Annotated in this window: 17 protein-coding genes; 9 read left to right on the forward strand and 8 right to left on the reverse strand. The window is 73.6% G+C overall.

All coding sequences use genetic code 11. From position 1 onward, the window contains the following. Positions 1 to 10: 10 nt before the first annotated feature. Together Q392_RS13265 and Q392_RS13270 are read left to right on the forward strand one after the other, a co-directional pair. A complete protein-coding gene (locus Q392_RS13265) occupies positions 11 to 1,759 on the forward strand; it encodes an FAD-dependent oxidoreductase (RefSeq protein WP_051953418.1) in 1,749 nt (582 codons plus the stop codon). Then, the gene (locus Q392_RS13270) at positions 1,756 to 2,106 is read left to right on the forward strand and encodes an NIPSNAP family protein (protein ID WP_038207980.1); all 351 of its coding nucleotides are present in this window, start codon (positions 1,756 to 1,758) and stop codon (positions 2,104 to 2,106) included. The genes Q392_RS13265 and Q392_RS13270 overlap by 4 nt, the downstream gene beginning before the upstream one ends. Here the strand turns inward: Q392_RS13270 and Q392_RS13275 are convergent. The 8 genes from Q392_RS13275 to Q392_RS13310 all read right to left on the reverse strand — a co-directional run bounded on the left by Q392_RS13275 (position 2,103) and on the right by Q392_RS13310 (position 11,082). After that, complete coding sequence (locus Q392_RS13275; RefSeq protein ID WP_038207982.1) at positions 2,103 to 2,939, reverse strand: shikimate dehydrogenase; 837 nt, start codon at positions 2,937 to 2,939, stop codon at positions 2,103 to 2,105. The two genes, Q392_RS13270 and Q392_RS13275, sit on opposite strands and share 4 nt — an antisense overlap. After that, positions 2,936 to 4,528, reverse strand: a complete 1,593-nt coding sequence (locus Q392_RS13280) for an acyl CoA:acetate/3-ketoacid CoA transferase (RefSeq protein ID WP_038207985.1) — start codon at positions 4,526 to 4,528, stop codon at positions 2,936 to 2,938. Before Q392_RS13280 ends, Q392_RS13275 begins: the two co-directional genes overlap by 4 nt. Positions 4,529 to 4,538: 10 nt before the next feature. Continuing rightward, complete coding sequence (locus tag Q392_RS13285) at positions 4,539 to 5,699, reverse strand: acyl-CoA dehydrogenase family protein (protein ID WP_038207988.1); 1,161 nt, start codon at positions 5,697 to 5,699, stop codon at positions 4,539 to 4,541. A gap of 206 nt (positions 5,700 to 5,905) precedes the next feature. Further along, complete coding sequence (locus Q392_RS13290) at positions 5,906 to 6,715, reverse strand: sugar phosphate isomerase/epimerase family protein (RefSeq protein WP_038207991.1); 810 nt, start codon at positions 6,713 to 6,715, stop codon at positions 5,906 to 5,908. 102 nt (positions 6,716 to 6,817) lie between these two features. Then, a complete protein-coding gene (locus Q392_RS13295) occupies positions 6,818 to 7,444 on the reverse strand; it encodes an NIPSNAP family protein (protein ID WP_038207994.1) in 627 nt (208 codons plus the stop codon). A gap of 15 nt (positions 7,445 to 7,459) precedes the next feature. After that, positions 7,460 to 9,178 (reverse strand): FAD-dependent oxidoreductase, encoded by a 1,719-nt coding sequence (locus tag Q392_RS13300; RefSeq protein WP_038207996.1) that lies wholly within the window; start codon positions 9,176 to 9,178, stop codon positions 7,460 to 7,462. A gap of 5 nt (positions 9,179 to 9,183) precedes the next feature. Next, the gene (locus Q392_RS13305) at positions 9,184 to 10,011 is read right to left on the reverse strand and encodes an IclR family transcriptional regulator (protein ID WP_038207999.1); all 828 of its coding nucleotides are present in this window, start codon (positions 10,009 to 10,011) and stop codon (positions 9,184 to 9,186) included. A gap of 48 nt (positions 10,012 to 10,059) precedes the next feature. After that, a complete protein-coding gene (locus tag Q392_RS13310; protein ID WP_038208002.1) occupies positions 10,060 to 11,082 on the reverse strand; it encodes a Gfo/Idh/MocA family protein in 1,023 nt (340 codons plus the stop codon). A 110-nt stretch (positions 11,083 to 11,192) separates the two neighbouring features. Here Q392_RS13310 and Q392_RS13315 point away from each other — a divergent pair, with 110 nt between their 5' ends. From Q392_RS13315 to Q392_RS13345, 7 genes are all read left to right on the forward strand, one after another. Further along, complete coding sequence (locus Q392_RS13315) at positions 11,193 to 12,002, forward strand: shikimate dehydrogenase family protein (RefSeq protein WP_038208005.1); 810 nt, start codon at positions 11,193 to 11,195, stop codon at positions 12,000 to 12,002. Next, positions 11,999 to 13,726 carry an FAD-dependent oxidoreductase gene (locus tag Q392_RS13320; RefSeq protein WP_038208008.1) on the forward strand — a complete coding sequence of 576 codons (1,728 nt, stop codon included), beginning with the start codon at positions 11,999 to 12,001 and terminating at the stop codon, positions 13,724 to 13,726. Before Q392_RS13315 ends, Q392_RS13320 begins: the two co-directional genes overlap by 4 nt. Before the next feature lie 243 nt (positions 13,727 to 13,969). After that, complete coding sequence (locus Q392_RS13325) at positions 13,970 to 14,812, forward strand: SDR family NAD(P)-dependent oxidoreductase (protein ID WP_245610711.1); 843 nt, start codon at positions 13,970 to 13,972, stop codon at positions 14,810 to 14,812. Beyond that, the gene (locus Q392_RS13330) at positions 14,806 to 15,657 is read left to right on the forward strand and encodes a branched-chain amino acid ABC transporter permease (RefSeq protein ID WP_038208011.1); all 852 of its coding nucleotides are present in this window, start codon (positions 14,806 to 14,808) and stop codon (positions 15,655 to 15,657) included. The genes Q392_RS13325 and Q392_RS13330 overlap by 7 nt, the downstream gene beginning before the upstream one ends. 34 nt (positions 15,658 to 15,691) lie before the next feature. Further along, a complete protein-coding gene (locus tag Q392_RS13335) occupies positions 15,692 to 16,675 on the forward strand; it encodes a branched-chain amino acid ABC transporter permease (protein ID WP_038208039.1) in 984 nt (327 codons plus the stop codon). 31 nt (positions 16,676 to 16,706) lie between these two features. Continuing rightward, positions 16,707 to 17,426, forward strand: a complete 720-nt coding sequence (locus Q392_RS13340) for an ABC transporter ATP-binding protein (protein ID WP_038208041.1) — start codon at positions 16,707 to 16,709, stop codon at positions 17,424 to 17,426. 121 nt (positions 17,427 to 17,547) lie between these two features. After that, positions 17,548 to 18,252 carry an ABC transporter ATP-binding protein gene (locus Q392_RS13345; protein WP_038208043.1) on the forward strand — a complete coding sequence of 235 codons (705 nt, stop codon included), beginning with the start codon at positions 17,548 to 17,550 and terminating at the stop codon, positions 18,250 to 18,252. Positions 18,253 to 18,288: the final 36 nt, after the last annotated feature.

Raw genomic sequence — 18,288 nt, forward strand, 5'->3', positions numbered from 1 at the left:
GACACAACACATGGAACAGCAGCAAGAGCGCGATCTCATCGTCGTCGGCTCCGGCGCGGCCGGTCTGACCTGCGCCATCACCGCCCGCAAGCGCGGGCTCGACGTCGTGGTGCTGGAGAAGGAGCCGGTGTTCGGTGGCACCACCGCCCTGTCGGGCGGCGTGCTGTGGATCCCCATGGGCCCGCACGGCCGCCAGCAGAACCCGGCCGACACGCGCGAGGCGGTGCGCACCTACCTCATGCACGAGAGCGGGCGCTTCTACGACCAGGCCGCCGCCGATGCGCTGATCGACAAGGGCTCGGAGATGGTCGAGTTCCTGCAGCGCGAGACGCAGATGCAGTTCGTGCCCACGCTCTACCCCGACTACCACTGCGACGCCCCCGGCGGCGCGCAGGTGGGCCGCTCCATCCTGGCCGCGCCCTACGACATCCGCGGGCTGGGCCCGGACATGGCGCGCCTGAAGCCGCCGCTGGAGACCATCACCTTCATCGGGATGATGTTCAACTCGTCCAACGCGGACCTGAAGCACTTCTTCCGCGCGACCAAGTCGCTCACCTCCTTCCTGTACGTCGCCAGGCGCCTGGCCACGCACGTGAAGGAGCTGCTGCTCTACCGGCGCGGCGTGCAGGTGACCAGCGGCAACGCGCTGGCCGCGCGGCTGGCGCGCTCGGCGATGGACCTGGGCATTCCCATTGAGACCTCGACGCCGGTGCGCCAGCTGGTCGTCGAGGGCGGCCGCGTGGTCGGCGTGCGGGCCGAAGGGCCGGGCGGCACGCGGCGCCTGCGCGCGCGCCACGGCGTGGTGCTGGCCTGCGGCGGCTTCCCGCACGACCTGAAGCGCATCGCCCAGGCCTATCCGCACGTGGCGCGCGGCGGCGAGCATCTGTCGCCCACGCCGAAGAGCAACACCGGCGACGGCCTGGCCCTGGCCGAGTCCGCCGGCGGCGTGGCCGACATCCGCTATGCCGACAGCGCGGCCTGGATGCCGGTCTCGCGCGTGCCGCTGGGCAACGGCCGCGAGGGCGTCTTCCCGCACCTGCTCGACCGCTACAAGCCCGGCGTGATCGGCGTGCTGAAGAACGGCCGGCGTTTCACCAACGAGTCCGAGTCGTACCACGACGTGGGCGCCGCCCTGGTGCGCGCCTGCGAGGGCCAGGAGGAAACGGTCATGTGGCTGGTCTGCGACAAGGCCTGCCTGGCCAAGTACGGCCTGGGCTACGTCAAGCCCGCGCCGATGCCGCTGGGCCCGCACCTGCGCAGCGGCTACCTGCTGCGCGGCGCCACGCTGGCCGAGCTGGCGCGCAACGCCGGCATCGACCCGGCCGGCCTGGAGGCCACCGTGCGCGCCTACAACGAGCATGCCGTGCGCGGCGAGGACCCGGCCTTCGGCCGCGGCAAGAGCGCCTTCAACCGCTACCTGGCCGACCCCGAGCACGGCCCCAACCCCTGCGTGGCGCCCGTGCAGCAAGGCCCCTTCTACGCCGTGCGCGTGGTGATGGGCGACCTGGGCACCTTCGATGGCCTGCAGACCGGCCTGACGGGCGAGGTGCTGCGCCGCGACGGCTCCGCCATCGCCGGCCTGTACGCGGTGGGCAACGACCGCGCCAGCATGATGGGCGGCAGCTATCCTGGGGCCGGCATCACGCACGGGCCGAACATGGTGTTCGCCTACGTGACCGGCCAGCACATCGCCGACCGGGCCGCCGCACCCGGCACCGCCGCGTCCGCCATTCGCACCGAGCAAGGAGTCCCCGCATGACCGTCATCGCCACCGCCCCCGCCCGTCCCTGGGTGGACCACCGCGTCTACACCATCGCGCTGCGCAAGATGCCCGAGTTCCTGCAGGTGTTCAACGAGCTGGCCATGCCGGTGCTGCTGGAGACGCTGGGCCACCCGCTGGGCTTCTGGACCAGCGTGGTCGGGCCGCAGAACCAATTCACCCACCTGTGGGCCTACGAGGACCTGGCCGACTACGAGCGCCGCTGCCGGGCGCGCGACACGCACCCGGACTTCCCCAAGTACCTGGCCGCGTCCGGCCACCTGATCACGGCGCAGGAGACGCAGCTGATCCGCGCCGCCGCCATGCCGGCCTGGGTGGCGCCTTAAGCGGCCATCAGCGCGCGCAGCGCCGGCGTGACCTCGGGCGTGACGCCGAACCACGCCGCGAAGCCCGGCCGGGCCTGGCTCAGCAGCATGCCCAGGCCGTCGGCGGCCGGGTTGCCGCGCGAGCGTGCGGCCGCCAGCAGCGGCGTCTCCAGCGGCGTGTAGACCACGTCGGACACCATCGCCGTCCGCGGCAGGCGCGCCAGCGACAGTTCCAGCGAGGGCTTGCCCTGCATGCCCTGGCTGGTGGTGTTGACCAGCAGCGCTGCATCCTCCAGCAGGGCTTCGCGTTCGGACCAGTCGTGCACCGTCGCCACCGGCCCCAGGCTGGCCGCCAGCGCCTCCGCCCTGGCGCGCGTGCGGTTGGCGATGCGCAGCGCCGGCACGCCCTGCGCCACCAGCGCGGCGCCCACCGCGCGCGCCGCGCCGCCGGCGCCCAGCATCACGGCCGGGCCGGTGTCGGCGCGCCAGCCGGGGTGCGCGTCGCGCAGGCCCTGCAGCCAGCCCTCGCCGTCGGTGTTGCGGCCGAGCAGACGGCCGTCGGGCAGCACGACGATGGTGTTGACGGCGCCGATCAGCCGCGCCATCGGCTCCACCTCGTCCAGGTGCGCCATCACCGCCACCTTGTGCGGGATGGTCACGTTGCAGCCGGCGAAACCCAGCGCGCGCAGGCCGCGCACGGCCTCGCCCAGCCGCTCGGGCGGCACCGGCAGCGGCACGTACGCGCCCGCCAGGCCATGTTCGGCCAGCCAGTGGCCGTGCAGCCGCGGCGAGCGCGAATGCGCCACCGGCCAGCCCATGATGCCGGCCAGGCGGAACGTTGCGGTATCGCTCATGCCGCGTCCTCCGCAGCGGTGAAGTGGGCCGCGTCCATCACGCGCAGCGGCTCGGCCACGCGCGGCGCGAAATCCATCTGCGCCAGCACGTCGCGCGCCAGGTCGATGCCGGGCGCGATCTCGAACACCTCCACGCCCTCGGCCGTGAGCCGGAAGCTGGCGCGCTCGGTGAGGTACAGCACCTCCTGGCCGCGCCGCAGCGCCTGCGGGCCGCTGAAGGTGATCTGGTCCACCCGGCGCACCAGCTTCCGCACGCCGCCCTGCTGCAGCACGCGCATGCGGCCGTCGCCGGTGGCCAGCTTCACGCCCTTGGCCGCCAGCGTGCCGCAGAACACCACCTTGCGCGCGTTCTGCGCGATGTCGATGAAGCCGCCCGGGCCCACCGTCACGCCGCCCAGGCGCGAGACGTTGACGCTGCCTTCCTCGTCGAATTCGCCGAAGCCCAGGAAGGCCACGTCCAGTCCGCCGCCGCCGTAGAAGTCGAACTGCGTGGCGGCATCGAGCATGGCCGTCGCGTTGCGCGCGTAGCCGAACAGCACGCCGTCCATCAGCGTGCCGCCGTAGGTGCCGTGCTCGATGGTCTGGTAGATGCGGTGCTGTTCGTCGCGCGCCGCGATCAGCTTGGCCACGGCGTCGGGCACGCCCACGCCGTAGTTGATGACGGGCCGCGCCTTGCCGGTGTTGAACAGCTCCACGGCCGCGCGCCGCGCCACCGCCTGGCGCTCGCCAAAGGCTTCCTGCGCGGCGGCCCGCTCGCGGGCGTGGTCGGCCGCCTCGCTCTCGCGGCGGGCGGCGCCGGTCAGCTCGCCGCTGAAGGCCGGGTCGAAGGGGATGTCGTAGCTGGTGCGCTGCTGCGGATCGACCACGACCGCATCGACCCAGGCCGAGGGGATGCGCACCTCGCGCGCCTTGAGCGCGCCGCGCGGCAGCCGCTCGGCCACCTGCACGATGACGGTGCCGCCGCTGTTGCGCGCGGCCAGCGCGAGCGACTGCGCGTCGAGGTTGGCGGCCTCGTGCTCGAAGCTGATGTTGCCGTCCTCGTCGGCGGCGCTGGCGCGCACGATCGCCACGTGGATCGGGAAGGGCTTGTAGCGCAGCCACTCGCGCCCGTCGATGGTGACGACCTCGGCCAGGTCGTCCTTGGCCGCCGCGTTCATGCGCCCGCCGCCGTGGCGCGGGTCGCACACCGTGCCCAGGCCGACGTGCGAGACCAGGCCCGGCCGGCCGGCGCCGATCTCGCGCATGAGCTGGCTCGACACGCCGCCGGGCAGGATGTAGGCCTCGATCCTGTTCGCCAGCGCGAGCTGCTGCATCGCCGGCGACCAGACCCAGTGGCCGCCGATCACGCGCCTGACCAGCCCTTCGTGCGCGAAGCAGTTCATGCCCTTGGTCTTCTTGTCGCCGATGCCCAGAGCGTGGACCAGCGTGAGATTGCGCGGCTGCTGCGTGGCGAGGAAGCGCGCCTGCACCGCCTCGAACAGGTGCGTGGCCTCCATCAGCCCGCCGCCGCCGCCCATCAGGCCCACCGTGTCGCCGTCGCGGATGAGGGCCGCCGCCTCGGCGGCCGTCATGAACTTGCCGTCTGCCATGGACGCCTCCTCAGCGGTGGATGTCGAACAGCACGGCGCCCTTCTTCAGCGCCGCCTTGGCGATCACGCCGCGGTGGATTTCGCTGGTGCCGTCGAAGATGCGGAAGATGCGCGCGTCGCGGTAGTAGCGCTCGATGGGCAGCTCCTTGCAGAAGCCCATGCCGCCGAAGACCTGCACCGCGCGGTCGACCACGCGGCCCAGCGTCTCGGCCGCGTGCACCTTGACCATGGCGATCTGCTCGCGCGCGTCCAGGCCCTGGTCCAGCATCCAGGCGGCGTGGTAGACCATCCAGCGCGCCGCGTTGACTTCGATGACGCTGTCGGCCAGCATCTGCTGGACCATCTGGAAGTCGCCGATGCGGGTGTCGAACTGCCGGCGCTCGCCGGCGTACTGCAGCATCAGCTCGCACACGTGGCTGGCCTTGCCCACCGCGCGCGCGCCCACCTGCGCCAGGCGCACCACGTTGAGCGCGCCCATCGCCAGCTTGAAGCCCTGGCCGCGTTCGCCCAGCAGGGCCGCGTCGTCCAGCGGCACGTTGTCGAAGAACAGCTCGACGTGCGGTGTGCCGCGGATGCCCATCATCGGCTGGTCCTTGCCGACGGTGAAGCCGGGCAGGCCCTTGTCGACCATGAACATGGAGATTTCCTTCTCGCCCGTGCGGGCCGAGACCAGGAAGAAGTCGCTCCACTCGCCGTCGCTGATGAAGTGCTTGCTGCCGTTGAGCACCCAGCCCGTGTCGGTCTTCTTCGCGTGGGTCTTGATGCCGGCGGCGTCCGAGCCGGCGCCCGGCTCGGTGATGGCGATGGCGGCGGTGCGCTCGCCGCGCACGGAGGGGGCCAGCCAGCGCTCGATCTGCTCGCCGCGGCAGTGCAGCAGCGGTTCGTAGACGTTGCCGAAGGCGCGGCGGATCAGCTGGTCGCTGGTGTGGCCGAACTGCTCCTCGCACAGGATGCGGTCGAGGTTCGACAGGCCGCCGCCGCCCAGCTCGGCCGGCATGTTGAGGGCGTACAGGCCGAGGGCGAGGGCCTTGCCGTGGATCGCCTGCGCCGTCTCGCGCGCCAGCGCGCCGTCGGCCTCGAGGCGGTCTTCCAGCGGCCGCAGTTCCTCGGCGATGAAGCGACGCACCGTGTCGATCATCATCTTCTGTTCGTCATTGAGGGTGAAGTCCATGGGGTATCTCGATGAATGGTTCCGATCAGATGGCCGCGGAGCAGGCCATGCCAGCGCACCCGCGGAACTGGCTTTGCCAGGCCGCGGGGTGCGCCCCTTGGGGGGTATGGGCCGGCCACACGCAGTGAGGCCGGCCAAACGGCGGGAAGCCTGTTACGCGCTGCTGAACCAGCGGGCGCCGAAGAAGAAGGGCAGGCGGTCCATGCCTACGTCCCCAGGAACGGCCGGCTGGCCGCCAGGCATGCCGCGGCCCAGGCGTCGGGCGAGGCGTCGCGCTCGCGCTCCTCGTGGATCACCTCCACGCTCACCGGCAGGTCGGCCGGCAGCGCGGCGAACAGGCCGGCCAGGTCGATGCCGCCCTCGCCGGGCATCAGGCGGGCGCAGCGCGCGGTGTGGATCATCTCCTCGGTCGTGAAGTGCGTGCCGGGCGCGCCGTCGCAGATCTGCGCGTAGTGCAGCAGCTCGCGGGGGAGGGCGCGGATGTCCTCCAGCGAGGTGTGCGAGCGGCCGAAGTGCAGCGCGTCGACCAGGATGCCGGCGTTGCCCGGCGTGCCCGCGTTGCGCACGATCCGCAGCGCCGCCTGCGCGTCGGGCACGCCCGTCCAGGGCATGAACTCCAGGTCGGCCGTCATGCCGAAGGGGCGCATCGCTTCGCACAGGCGGGCGTAGTGCTGCGTCAGGCGGGCCTCGTCGGTGTCGTCACCGGCCACCAGGATGGCGCGCGCGCCCAGCGCCGCGCCGGCCTCGTACAGCGCGGCCCAGCGGCTGGCGTCGAAGTCCGCGCCGATGCGGATGAGTTCCAGGTCGAACACGCCGACGCCGGTGTCGCGCAACGCGGCCTGCGTCTCGCGCAGCACGTCGGGCCGGCCCAGCAGGTGCTGCTGCGGCCCGCCCGGCGCGTTGGGCCACAGGCGCAGGCCGACGAAGCCGTAGCCCTGGCGCGCGGCCAGCGCCACCGCCTCGGGCGGCGTGCAGCGGTGGGAGGTGAGGTAGGCGAGGGAGAGGGCGCGGGTCATGTCAGTGCCGCCCGGCCGCCCGAAGGCACTGACGCACCCCCTTGGGGGGCAGCGGACCGCGCGAAGCGGGGAAGCGTGGGGGTTGTTTCATGTCGGGCCTTTTCACTGCATCGGCGAGACGGAGGTGGGCAGGGCGATGGTCGAGACCATGTCCGTGGTCAGGTGCGAGGGGCCACCCTTGGGCGGCCAGAGGCCTTGCGCCACGGCGTCGGCGCGCGCTTGGCTGCGCGCGTCCAGGCTGGGGTAGGCCCAGATGTTGGTGAAGCGCGGCGCGCCGTCCAGGGCCACCATGGCGACGACGCAGGGCGAGATCGCCTCGCGCGCCGGCAGGTACTGCTGCCACAGGTCGATGGTGGGCTGCGTGCCGCCGGGCCGGATGCCGTAGGTGCGGATCTCGTAGACCGGCCCGGCGATGCCCGATTCGGCGCTGGGGCGCGCCGGCTTCATCCACGGGAAGCCGCGGTAGCTGGCCAGTTCAAGGTGCTGGTAGAGATCGCCGCAGCCGAAGGGACTGGCCGCGCGCTGCGTGCGCTCGCGCTCGGCCTGCAGCGCGGCCAGGTCGGCGAAGCCGCGCAGCACGATCATGCGGTTGAGCGCGCCGATGTCGGTGGACCAGCAGGCGAGCAATTCGCCCTGGGCCTCGGGCGCGGTGGCGAAGGCGTGGACCTGCGTCGCGGCCTGGGCCGTGGTGCCGAAGGGCAGGGTGAGGGTGGCGAGTTCGTAGTACATGGGTGCTTGTCCGGTTCAGTGCAGGTCGGCCCCGGCCGCGTGCCGCGCGGCCAGGTGGCCGAAGGTCATGGCGGGGCCCAGGGTGATGCCGCCGCTGGGGTAGCGTCCGCCCATCAGGCTGTTCATGTCGTTGCCGGCCGCGTACAGGCCGGGGATGGGCGCGCCGGACGCATCGAGCACGCGCGCGTCGGTGTCGGTCTTCAGGCCGGCGAAGGTGCCCAGGCTGCCGGGCACCACGCGCACGGCGTAGAAGGGGCCGCGTTCGACCGGCGCCATGCAGGGGTTGGCATGGCCGGCGGCGGCGTCGCCCTGCACGCGGTTGTAGGGCGTCTCGCCCTTCGCGAAATCGTCGTCGCGGCCGGCGGCGGCCATCGCGTTCCAGCGCGCCACGGTGGCTTGCAATCCGTCGGCGTCGATGCCGCAGGCGCCGGCCAGTTCGGCCAGCGTGCGGCCGCGCCGCAGGTAGCCGCCGGCCAGCCAGCCGCGCAGGGGCAGCGGCGCAGGCTTGGCGGCGCCCAGGCCGTAGCGGCGGATGAAGGCGTGGTCGCAGACCAGCCATGCCTGCACCGGCCGGCCGGCCGGCGTGGCCGCCAGCAGGGCTTGCATGAAGTCGTAGTAGGAGTCGGCTTCGTTGACGAAGCGCCGGCCGTCCTCGCGCACCGCGATCAGGCCGGGCTTGGCGCGCTCGATCAGGTGCGGGAAGTGCGCCACCGTGCCGTCGGCATGCGGCACCAGCGACACGGGGGCCAGCGCGGCCGCGCTCGTCTGCGAGGCATCGACGATGCCGCCGGCCGATTCGCCCAGGCGCAGGCCGTCGCCGGTGGCGGCCCAGACGGCGGCCGAGCAGTGTTCCGTGCCGCTCGGCGCGTGCGGCAGCAGCGCCTTCTTGCGCGCCGCGTCGTGCGGGAAGCCGCCGCAGGCCAGCACCACGCCGCGCGCCGCCTCGACGCGCAGTGGGCCGTCCGGGCCGTCGAGCACGGCGCCGTGCACGCGGGCGCCGTCGCGCAGCAGCCGGCGCGCGGCGTGGCGCGTGCGGACGTCGACGCCCGCCTCGAAGGCCGAGGCCGCCAGCGCACCGGCCAGCGCGTGCCCGTTGACCAGCCGCATGGCCTGCCGGTGCAGCAGCAGGTCGCGCCCGTAACCGAGCACGCGCCGCGCGACGTAGGCGAAGGAGGCGGGCTTGCGCAGCGCGTTCAGGAAGTGCCGCAGCTCCGCGCCCGACGCGATGCCCATGCCCCACAGCGTGGTCTCGGCCAGCGGCGGGCGCAGCAGGCCGCGGCGCGCGCCCAGCCGGCGCGCGTCGAAGGGTGCGGCGCAGACGGAGCGCCCGCCCGTCGCCGCGTCCGGCGTTCGGCCGTGGAAGTCGGGAATGGCGTTGCCGTCGATGAACTGCAGCGCGGTGTGGCGGCGGAAGAAGTCCACCATGCGCGGCGCCGCCTCCAGGTAGGCGCGGGCACGCGCCTCGTCGAAGCGCTCGCCCAGCTCGTGGCGCAGGTAGGCCAGCGGGCGCTCGATGTCTTCGCCGATGCCGGCTTCGCGCGCCAGCGGGTTGCGCGGCACCCACATCCAGCCGCCCGACCAGGCGGTGGTGCCGCCGATGAGCGGCTCCTTCTCGGCCAGCACCACCGCGAGGCCCAGGTGCGCGGCCGTGACGGCGGCGGCCAGCCCTCCGGCGCCGGAGCCCAGCACGAGCAGGTCGCAGGCGATCGACGGCGTGGTGGCGGGCTCGGGCATGGAGGCTATTCGGCGTAGATCGGCCGCCGCCCGGGCGCCGCCTGGCGCGCCTGCGACGAGCGCTGGAAGAAGGGCGAGGTGCCGCTGGCGGCGGCCATCTGTTCGGCGATGGCCAGCAGCTCGGGCGCCAGCGCGTGCATGCGCGCCTCGGTGAAGCGGGCGGTGGGCCCGGCGATGGTGATCACGCCGATGGCCGGCTGGCCGGCCAGCCGCACCGGCGCGGCCATGGCCGACAGGCCGGCGGAATAGGTGTCCACGGTGACGCTGTAGCCGCGCTCGCGCGCGGCGTGGACCATGGCCAGCATCTCCTGCAGCGTGCGCGGCGCATTCGGCCCGAAGTCCTCGGGCCGGCCCAGGCCCTGGCGCGAGGCCAGCGCGATCGCCTCCTCGTCGCTGAGCGAGGCCATCCACGCCAGCCCCGAGGAGGAGCAGGACAGGCGGGCATCGCTGCCCATGTCGGGGTCGTAGCGCAGGCCCCGGCGCGCGCCCTGCGCGCGCGCCACCCAGGTCAGCCGCTCGCCGTCGACCACGCCCAGGCGCACCAGCTCCCCCGAGATCTCGGCCAGCCGGTCCAGCAGCGGCTGCGAGAAATCGACGATGCCGCTGTGGCTGAGGAAGGACAGGCCCAGCGAGACCAGCTTGGTGGTCAGCATGTAGCTGCCCAGCTCGCGCGGCTGGCGCACGTAGCCGGTGCGCACCAGGTCGACCAGCAGGCGGTGCGCCGCGCTGCGCGGCATGTTGAGCTGGTCGGCGATGGAGGCCAGCTCCAGGCCCTCGCCGTGGCGTGACAGCAGTTCGAGGATGCCCAGGGTGCGGTCGAGGACGCTGCTCATGACGGGTCTTCCGTGTCGTTCGTGGAGCGGCGAGGGTACGGCATCGATTCAGGCGGCACGGGCCGCAGCAGCCAGCACGGCGCGGGTGGCCGCGAGGGTGCGCAGGCCGTCCTCGGCGCTGCACACGGGCTCGGCGGCATCGCCTTCGATCAGGGCGAGGAAGTGCGCGAGCTGGCGCGTGTACGGGTCGGCCGCGTGCACCACGGTCTGCTCGCGCGTCATCTCGGCGTGCCAGCTGCGCTCGCCGGCGTAGCGCCACAGCGTCAGGTCGGGCAGCGAGAGCGAGCCTTCGGTGCCCGACAGGTAGTGCGACTGCACGGCCTGGCGCGGGTACTGCGGCTGCTCGCCGGCGCAGAAGTCCCAGCACCACGGCGAGACGGCGGCGTCGGACGCCAGCACCGTGCCCAGCGCGCCGCCGGCGAAGCGCAGCACGGCGGCGGCCGTGTCCTCCACCGCGAAGCCGCGCACCGCGCTGCTGGTGGCCGAGATCACGTCCTCCACCTCGCCGGCCAGGAAGCGCAGCAGGTCGATGTCGTGGATCAGGTTGATCAGCACCGGGCCGCCGCCGGGCTCGCGCCGCCAGGCCACGTCGAAGTACGCGTCGGGCTTGAGGAAGGTGGCCTGCGCATGCACGGCGACCAGCCGGCCCAGGCGCCCCTCCTGCACCAGGGCGCGGGCGCGCTGAACGATGGGGTTGTGCCGCCGGTGGTGGCCGACCAGCACCGGCACGCCGCTGGCGGCCTGCGCCTCGACCAGCCGGCGTGCGTCCTCCACCGTGTCGGCCACGGGCTTCTCGACCAGCACCGGGATGCCACGGGCCAGGCAGTCCAGCGCCACCGGCACGTGCAGCGCGTTGGGCGTCGCCACGATCACGCCGGCCGGGCGCACGCGCGCCAGCATCTCGCGGTGGTCGGCGAAGCAGGGCACGCCGGCCGCCTCGGCCACGGCGCGGGCGCCGGGCGCGGGATCGGCGATCGCGGCCAGGACCGCGCCGTCGCTGTGCGCCAGGCGGTCGATGTGGGTGCGGGCGATGACACCCGCGCCGACCAGGGCAATGGGAGTGCGAACCACGGTGTCTCCTTGGAATGGAGGCGACTGTAGTCGAAAACTGAATCAAATTCAATTCTTGAACATGATTCCAGTTTTATGTAGGATCGCGCTCCATTCAAGGAGACAACAGCGTGGCGGACACCGACATCCGGCTGAGCGGGGCGACCCGCGTGCACTTCATCGTGGGCGACCCGATCGCGCAGGTGAAATCCCCCCAGGGCGTGACCCAGGCCTTCCAGGCGCGCGGCCTGCAGGCGGTGGTGGTGCCCGCGCATGTGGCGCCGGACGATCTCGCGGACTGGCTGCGCGGCGTCTCGCTGGCGCAGAACGTGGACGGCGTCATCGTCACCGTGCCGCACAAGTTCGCCAGCGCCGCGCTGTGCGCCACGCTGTCGGAGCAAGCCGCCTTCCTGGGCGCGGTGAACACCCTGCGCCGGAATGCCGACGGCCGCTGGCACGGCGACATGTTCGACGGGCTGGGCTGCGTGCAGGCGCTGCGCGCGCACGGCTGCGACCCGGCCGGCCGCCGCGCGCTGCTGGTGGGCGCCGGCGGCGCCGGCACCGCCATCGCGCATGCGCTGGTGCTGGCGGGCGTGGCGCAACTGGCGGTGCACGACGGCGACGCCGCGCGGCGCGACGCGCTGGTCGGGCGCCTCGCCGGCCTGGGCCGCTGCCCGGTGGCCGCCGGCTCGGCCGATCCGGCCGGCTTCGACCTGGTGGTCAACGCCTCGCCCGCCGGCATGCGCGAGGACGACCCGCTGCCGGTGCAGGTCGAAGGTCTGGCGCCCGGCACCTTTGTCGCCTGCGTGGTCACGCAGCCGGCCGTCACGCCGCTGATCGCCGCGGCCCGCGCGCGCGGCCTGGACACCAGCACCGGCAACGACATGTTCGCCTGCGTGCGCGACCTGATGGTGGACTTCCTGGCGGAGGCGGCGGCATGAAGCGGCTGGACACGCTCCAGGCCCTGCCCGGGGACGCGGCCTTCGACCTGCTGGTGGTGGGCGCCGGCGGCGCCGGCCTGGCCGCCGCGCTGTTCGCCGCGCTGCGCGGCGCCAGCGTGCTGCTGGTCGAGGCCACCGGCCACGTCGGCGGCACCACGGCGCTGTCGGCCGGCACCAGCTGGATTCCCGGCACGCGGCAGGGTGCGCAGGTCAATCCCGACGACACGCCGGCCGAGGCCGCCCGCTACCTCGACAACGCCATCGGCGAGCATGCCGGCCGCGCGCTGCGCGAGGTGCTGCTCGCGCAAGGGCCGGCCACGGTGGACGAGCTGGAGGCGAAGACGGAGATGCGGTTCCGCGCCTATCCGCGCCACCCCGACTACATCTCCGACCTGGGCGGCTCGACCCTGGCCGGCCGCGCGCTGGAGCCGCTGCCCTTCGACGGCCGCCGCCTGGGCGAGCTGTTCGCCCTGCTGCGCCCGCCCATCCCCGAGTTCACCGTGCTCGGCGGGATGATGGTGGACCGCACCGACATCAACCACCTGCTGGGCATGACGACGTCGTGGGCGTCGCTGCGCCACGCCGCCCGGCTGCTGGCGCGGCACGCGCGTGACCGGCTCGGCCACCCGCGCGGCACCCGCCTGGTGATGGGCAACGCCCACGTGGCGCGGCTGCTGTACTCGCTCGCGCAGCGCGCGGAAGCGACGCTGGCGCTGGACACCCGCCTCGTCGAACTCGAACGTGGCGCGGCGGGCGTCGATGCCGCCGTGCTGGAGCAGCGCGGCGAGCGCCGCCGGGTGCGCGTGCGCGGCGGCGTGGTGCTGGCCAGCGGCGGCTTCAACCGCCACCCCGAGCGGCGCCGCGCCCTGCTGCCGGGCATCGACATCGGCTGGTGCCCCGGCGCCCCGGGCCACACCGGCGAGGCGCATGCGCCGGCCGAGGCCGTCGGCGCGCGCTACGGCGAAGGTGCGATGAGCCCCGCCTTCTGGGCGCCGGTGTCGCGCCGCACGCGGCCCGACGGCAGCGCCGCCGTGTTCCCCCACTTCGTGATGGACCGCGCCAAGCCCGGCGTGCTGGCGGTCGACCCGGCCGGCGAGCGCTTCGTCAACGAGAGCACCTCCTACCACCTGTTCGGCCTGGCGATGCAGCGCGCCGGCGCCGTGCCGGCCTACCTCGTCTGCGATGCCGCCGCGCTGCGCAAGTACGGGTTGGGCATGGTGCGCCCGGGCGGCAGGGGGCTGGCACCCTTCCTGGCCGACGGCTACCTGGTGCGCGGCGAGACGCTGGCCGACCTGGCGCGCGCGCTGGCCATCGACCCGGCGCGCCTGGCCGCGACCGTCGAGCGCTTCAACGCCCACGCCGAGGCCGGCCACGACCCCGACTTCCATCGCGGCGAGACCGCCTACCAGCGCAACCTGGGCGACCCGGCCTGGCCCGGCCCCAACCCCAGCCTGGGGCCGCTGACGCAGGGGCCGTTCTACGCCGTGCGGCTGTATCCCGGCGACATCGGCGCGGCCCAGGGCTTCGCCACCGACACCGAGGCGCGCGTGCTCGATGCGTCCGGCACGCCCATCCCCGGCCTGTACGCGGCGGGCAACGACATGCATTCCGCCATGGGCGGCGTCTACATGGCGCCGGGCATCACGATCGGCCCCGGCCTGGTGTTCGCGCGGCAGGCCGCGCGCCACGCCGCGGCGCGCGCCCCGGCTTCGGGAAAGCCCTGAACGCGCATGCACGAAACGTCCGGTCATTGGCTGAAAACGTCAAGCCGCCAAGGCGGCCGACGGCCAAGAATCCGGCGCCATGCAAGCGCATCGCGCATGCGCGCCAGCAAGAGAGAAAAAGGAGACGACCGCCATGCCTTCCCCCTTCCCGCCCCCGTGCCGCCCGCGACCCGCGCGGCGGCCGTCGCGTGCCGTCCGGCATGCCGGAATCGGCCGGCATGGCGCCGTCGCCGCGCCGCCGCGATGAGCGCTGCGGCCATGGAAGGGCGCGTGGCCCTCGTCACCGGCGCGGCCGACGGCATCGGCTGGGCCGCCGCGCGCCGGCTCGCCGCGCAGGGCGGGCGGCTCGCGCTGCTGGACCTGCGCGCCGACGCCGCCCGCGCCCGTGCCGCCGAACTCGGCGCCGAGCACCTGGGCCTGGGCTGCGACGTGGCCGACGCCGATGCCGTGCGCGCGGCGGTGCAGGCCGCGCAGGCGCGCTTCGGCCGCATCGACGCGCTGGTCAACAACGCCGGCATCGCAGAGCAGGCCGGGTCCACGCTGGAACAGACGGCCGAGGGCTTCGACCGCGTGCTGGCGGTGCACCTGCGCGGCACCTTCCTCGTGACGCAGGCGGTGCTGGCCGTCATGCGCGGGCAGCCGCGCGACGCACGCGGATGCCGCGGCGCCATCGTCAACCTCGGTTCCATCGCCGGCCTGGGCGGCATCCCCGGGCGCAACGCCTACAGCGCCGCCAAGGCCGGCGTGCTCGGCCTGACGCGGGCACTGGCCGCCGAGTGGGCGCGCGAGGGCATCCGCGTCAACGCGGTGGCGCCCGGCTACGTGCGCACCGCACTGGTGGCGCAGCTGGTGGCGCGCGGCACGCTCGACGGCCGCGCCCTGGCCGCGCGCACGCCGCTGGGCCGCATGGCCGAGCCGGAGGAGATCGCCGACGCCATCGCCTTCCTGGCCTCGCCGGCGGCCAGCTACGTCACCGGCGCCACGCTGGCGGCCGACGGCGGCTGGTCGGCGCTGGGCGCGCCGGAAGCCGCCCTGGGCCCGCTGCCGGGCGACCTGCCAACGACTGGAGACAACCCCTCATGCTGACCATCAACCTCTTCAACGGCCTGGTCTACGGCGCCCTGCTGATCGTCATGTGCTCGGGCCTGGCGCTGATCTACGGCCTGCGCCGCGTCATCAACTTCGCGCACGGCTCGCTCTACATGCTGGGCGCCTACATCGGCTACACGATCGCGCTCAAGACCAACTTCTGGGTGGCGCTGGTGGGCGCGCCGGCGGTCATGGCGCTGTTCGGCGTGCTGCTGGACCGCTACGGCTTCCGCCTGCTGCAGGACCGCGACCCGCTCACGGTGGTGCTGGTCACCTTCGGCCTGCTGCTGGTGATCGAGGACTTCGTGCAGACCGTCTGGGGCAAGAGCAACCTGACGGTGGACGCACCGGCCGCGCTGTCGCGCTCGGTGGACTTCTTCGGCACGCCGCTGCCGGCCTACCGCCTCGCGGTGGTGGTCATCGGCGCACTGGTGGCGCTGGGCCTGACGGCCTGGCTGCGCTGGTCGAAGGCGGGGCTGTTCGTGCGGGCGGCCAGCACCGACCCCGTCACCACCGCCATGCAGGGCGTGAACACCGACGCGCTGTCGGCCGGCGTGGTCGGCCTGGGCACGGCGCTGGCCGGGCTGGCCGGCGTGGTGGCCGCGCCCTTCCTGTCGCTGTCGCCCTCGATGAGCAGCGACGTGATCATCGATTCCTTCGTCGTGGTGGTGATCGGCGGGCTGGGCTCGCTCGGCGGCGCCTTCGTCGCGGCGATGGTGCTGGGCATGGTGCAGGCGCTGGGCGCCGTCTACCTGCCCGACCTGTCGGCGGTGCTGCCCTTCGTGATCATGGTCGCGGTGCTGATCTGGAAGCCCGCGGGCTTCGCCGGCAGCCGCACCTGAGCGCCGCCGCTTCGGACCCTTCAGGAGACTTGGAATGACGATCGTTCGGATCGGGCTGGCCGCCGTGGGCGCGCTGGCCGTGGGGGGCGCGGTCGCCGCGCTGGTGGGCTCGGGCACGGTGCTGTCGCTGCTCACGCAGGCGGTGATCTACGCCGTGTTCGCCAGCGGCGTCGGGCTGCTGCTGCGGCAGAACGGCATGGTCAGCTTCGGCCACGCCCTGTACTTCGGCCTGTCCGGCTACGCGCTGGGCATCGTGCTGCAGCTCGGCTGGATGCCGGCCGAGCTGGCGCTCGTCGCGGTGCTGGCGGCCATCGGGGCGGTCGCCTTCGTCGTCGGCCTGGTCATCGTGCGCGTGCCCGGCGTGGCCTTCAGCATGATGACGCTGGCCATCGGCCAGATGCTGTTCCTCACCGCCTCGCGCTCGCGCGGGCTCACGGGCGGCGCCGACGGCATGAACATCAACTGGCCGTCCACGCTGTTCGGCGTGCCGCAGTCGCTGCTGCTCAAGCCGGCCGTGCTGTTCCTGGTGTGCTGGTGCGTCATGGTGCTGGTGGTGGCCGGCCTGGCGCTGCTGCTGCGCGGACGCTTCGGCGCCGTGACCGAGGCGGTGCGCGACAACGAGGAGCGCGCCCGCTTCATCGGCCTGCGCACGCTGGCGCCGCGCGCCGCCATCTACGCGCTGTCGGCCGTCATCGCGGCGCTGGGCGGTGCGCTCTCGGCGCTCAACACCGGCTTCGTCTCGCCCGAGGCGCTGCACTGGAGCGTCTCCGGCGTGGCGCTGATGATGGTGGTGGTGGGCGGCTACCGGGCGCTGTGGGGCCCGCCGCTGGGCGCCATCGTGTACTTCCTGTTCAAGGACGTGCTGGGCGACTGGGCCAGCCACTGGATGGCCATCTTCGGCATCGCGCTGATCACCGTGATCGTGTTCTCGCCCACCGGCCTGGCCGGCGCGCTGGAGCGCCTCGGGCCGGCGCGGCGCAAGCGGGCCGCCGCCGGCCGCCCGGCCTCGGCGCATTGAGCGCCGCTCTTTCCCGACGAGGACGCAGACCATGAGCGACTACGTATTGCAGGCCGAGGACGTGGCCATCCACTACGGCGGCGTGAAGGCGCTGGACGGCGTGGCCCTGACGCTGGAGCGCGGCCAGATCCGTGGGCTGATCGGCCCCAACGGCGCGGGCAAGTCGACGGTGATCGACGCCATCACCGGCCGGCGCCGGCTGACGCGCGGGCGCGTGCGCCTGGGCGGCGAGGACGTCACCACCCTGGGCCCGGTGGAGCGGCGCCGGCGCGGCCTGTCGCGCAGCTTCCAGCGCACCAGCGTCTTCGGCCAGATGCGCGTGCGCCGGCAGGTGGAGCTGGCCGCGCACAGCATGAACCCCGAGGGCAGCGAGGCCGACGCCGAGGCCTCGCTGCGCGAGCTGGACCTGCTGGCCCGCGCCGACGACGTGGCCGAGGACCTGGGCTACGGCGAGCAGCGCCGGCTCGACCTGGCGCTGGCCCTGGTGGGCCGGCCCACCGTGCTGCTGCTCGACGAGCCGATGGCCGGCCTGTCCGTCAAGGAATCGCTGGACCTGGCACAACACCTGAAGGCGCTGACCTCGCGCTGGAACGTCTCGGTGCTGCTGGTCGAGCACGACATGGACGTGGTGTTCGGCATCTCGGACGTCGTGACCGTCTTCGAACTCGGCCGCGTGATCGCCAGCGGCGAGCCGGCCGCGGTGCGCGCCGACCCGCGCGTGCGCGAGGCCTACCTGGGGAGTGCCGCATGAGCGCCGCCCGGCCGCCCGAAGGCGCTCGCACCGAAGCCCGGCAGGGCGAAGGTAGTCCAGTGAGCCGCACGGCCGCTCCGAAGGGGGCTCGCGCCGAAGCCCGCAGGGCGAAGGATTCTCAATGACCGATCTGCTCGAACTCGACAAGGTCGACGCCTACTACGGCGCCGCCCACATCCTGCATGGCCTGAGCCTGGCGGTGCGCGCCGGCGAGCGCGTGGCGCTGGTGGGCCGCAACGGCGTGGGCAAGACCACCGTGGTCAACACGCTGCTGGGCCTGGCCTCGCTGCGCGGCGGCACGGTGCGCGTGGGCGGCAAGGCGCTGCCGCGCCCGCGCACCTACCAGGCCGCGCAGCAGGGCGTGGTCGTCGTGCCGCAGGGCCGGCGCATCGTCGCCAACCTGACGGTGGAGGAGAACCTGCTGCTGGGCGCCGCCGTCGGCCGCAAGGGGCCGTGGAGCGTGCCCGAGGTCTACAGGCTGTTCCCGATCCTGCAGGAGCGGGCGCACACGCCGGGCACGGCGCTCTCGGGCGGCCAGCAGCAGATGCTGGCGGTCGGGCGTGCGCTGATGGCCAACCCCTCGCTGATCCTGCTGGACGAGCCCACCGAGGGCCTGGCGCCGGTCATCGTCGACCAGCTCGCCGACATCTTCAGCCGCGTGGCCGACCAGGGCACGGCGCTGCTGCTGATCGAACAGAACATGAGCCTCGTCGTGCGCGTGGCGCACCGCTACTACGCCATGGCCAAGGGCGCCGTCGTCGCGCAGGGCGAGGTGCAGAACAGCCGCGAGAGCCTGCACCAGCTCGAGGCCCACGTGATGGTCTGAGCCTGCTTTCGCGTTTCTTTTTTTCCGCCATCGGCC

Origin of the sequence: Xenophilus azovorans DSM 13620 (genome assembly GCF_000745855.1) — a bacterium.
Classification (GTDB): domain Bacteria; phylum Pseudomonadota; class Gammaproteobacteria; order Burkholderiales; family Burkholderiaceae_C; genus Xenophilus; species Xenophilus azovorans.

What these genes read in the sequence shown, in the direction of transcription:
- Q392_RS13265 (WP_051953418.1), top strand. Translation starts at nt 11, where the DNA reads ATGGAACAGCAGCAAGAGCGCGATCTCATCGTCGTCGGCTCCGGCGCG.
- Q392_RS13270 (WP_038207980.1), top strand. Translation starts at nt 1,756, where the DNA reads ATGACCGTCATCGCCACCGCCCCCGCCCGTCCCTGGGTGGACCACCGC.
- Q392_RS13275 (WP_038207982.1), bottom strand. Translation starts at nt 2,939, where the DNA reads ATGAGCGATACCGCAACGTTCCGCCTGGCCGGCATCATGGGCTGGCCG.
- Q392_RS13280 (WP_038207985.1), bottom strand. Translation starts at nt 4,528, where the DNA reads ATGGCAGACGGCAAGTTCATGACGGCCGCCGAGGCGGCGGCCCTCATC.
- Q392_RS13285 (WP_038207988.1), bottom strand. Translation starts at nt 5,699, where the DNA reads ATGGACTTCACCCTCAATGACGAACAGAAGATGATGATCGACACGGTG.
- Q392_RS13290 (WP_038207991.1), bottom strand. Translation starts at nt 6,715, where the DNA reads ATGACCCGCGCCCTCTCCCTCGCCTACCTCACCTCCCACCGCTGCACG.
- Q392_RS13295 (WP_038207994.1), bottom strand. Translation starts at nt 7,444, where the DNA reads ATGTACTACGAACTCGCCACCCTCACCCTGCCCTTCGGCACCACGGCC.
- Q392_RS13300 (WP_038207996.1), bottom strand. Translation starts at nt 9,178, where the DNA reads ATGCCCGAGCCCGCCACCACGCCGTCGATCGCCTGCGACCTGCTCGTG.
- Q392_RS13305 (WP_038207999.1), bottom strand. Translation starts at nt 10,011, where the DNA reads ATGAGCAGCGTCCTCGACCGCACCCTGGGCATCCTCGAACTGCTGTCA.
- Q392_RS13320 (WP_038208008.1), top strand. Translation starts at nt 11,999, where the DNA reads ATGAAGCGGCTGGACACGCTCCAGGCCCTGCCCGGGGACGCGGCCTTC.
- Q392_RS13325 (WP_245610711.1), top strand. Translation starts at nt 13,970, where the DNA reads ATGAGCGCTGCGGCCATGGAAGGGCGCGTGGCCCTCGTCACCGGCGCG.
- Q392_RS13330 (WP_038208011.1), top strand. Translation starts at nt 14,806, where the DNA reads ATGCTGACCATCAACCTCTTCAACGGCCTGGTCTACGGCGCCCTGCTG.
- Q392_RS13335 (WP_038208039.1), top strand. Translation starts at nt 15,692, where the DNA reads ATGACGATCGTTCGGATCGGGCTGGCCGCCGTGGGCGCGCTGGCCGTG.
- Q392_RS13340 (WP_038208041.1), top strand. Translation starts at nt 16,707, where the DNA reads ATGAGCGACTACGTATTGCAGGCCGAGGACGTGGCCATCCACTACGGC.
- Q392_RS13345 (WP_038208043.1), top strand. Translation starts at nt 17,548, where the DNA reads ATGACCGATCTGCTCGAACTCGACAAGGTCGACGCCTACTACGGCGCC.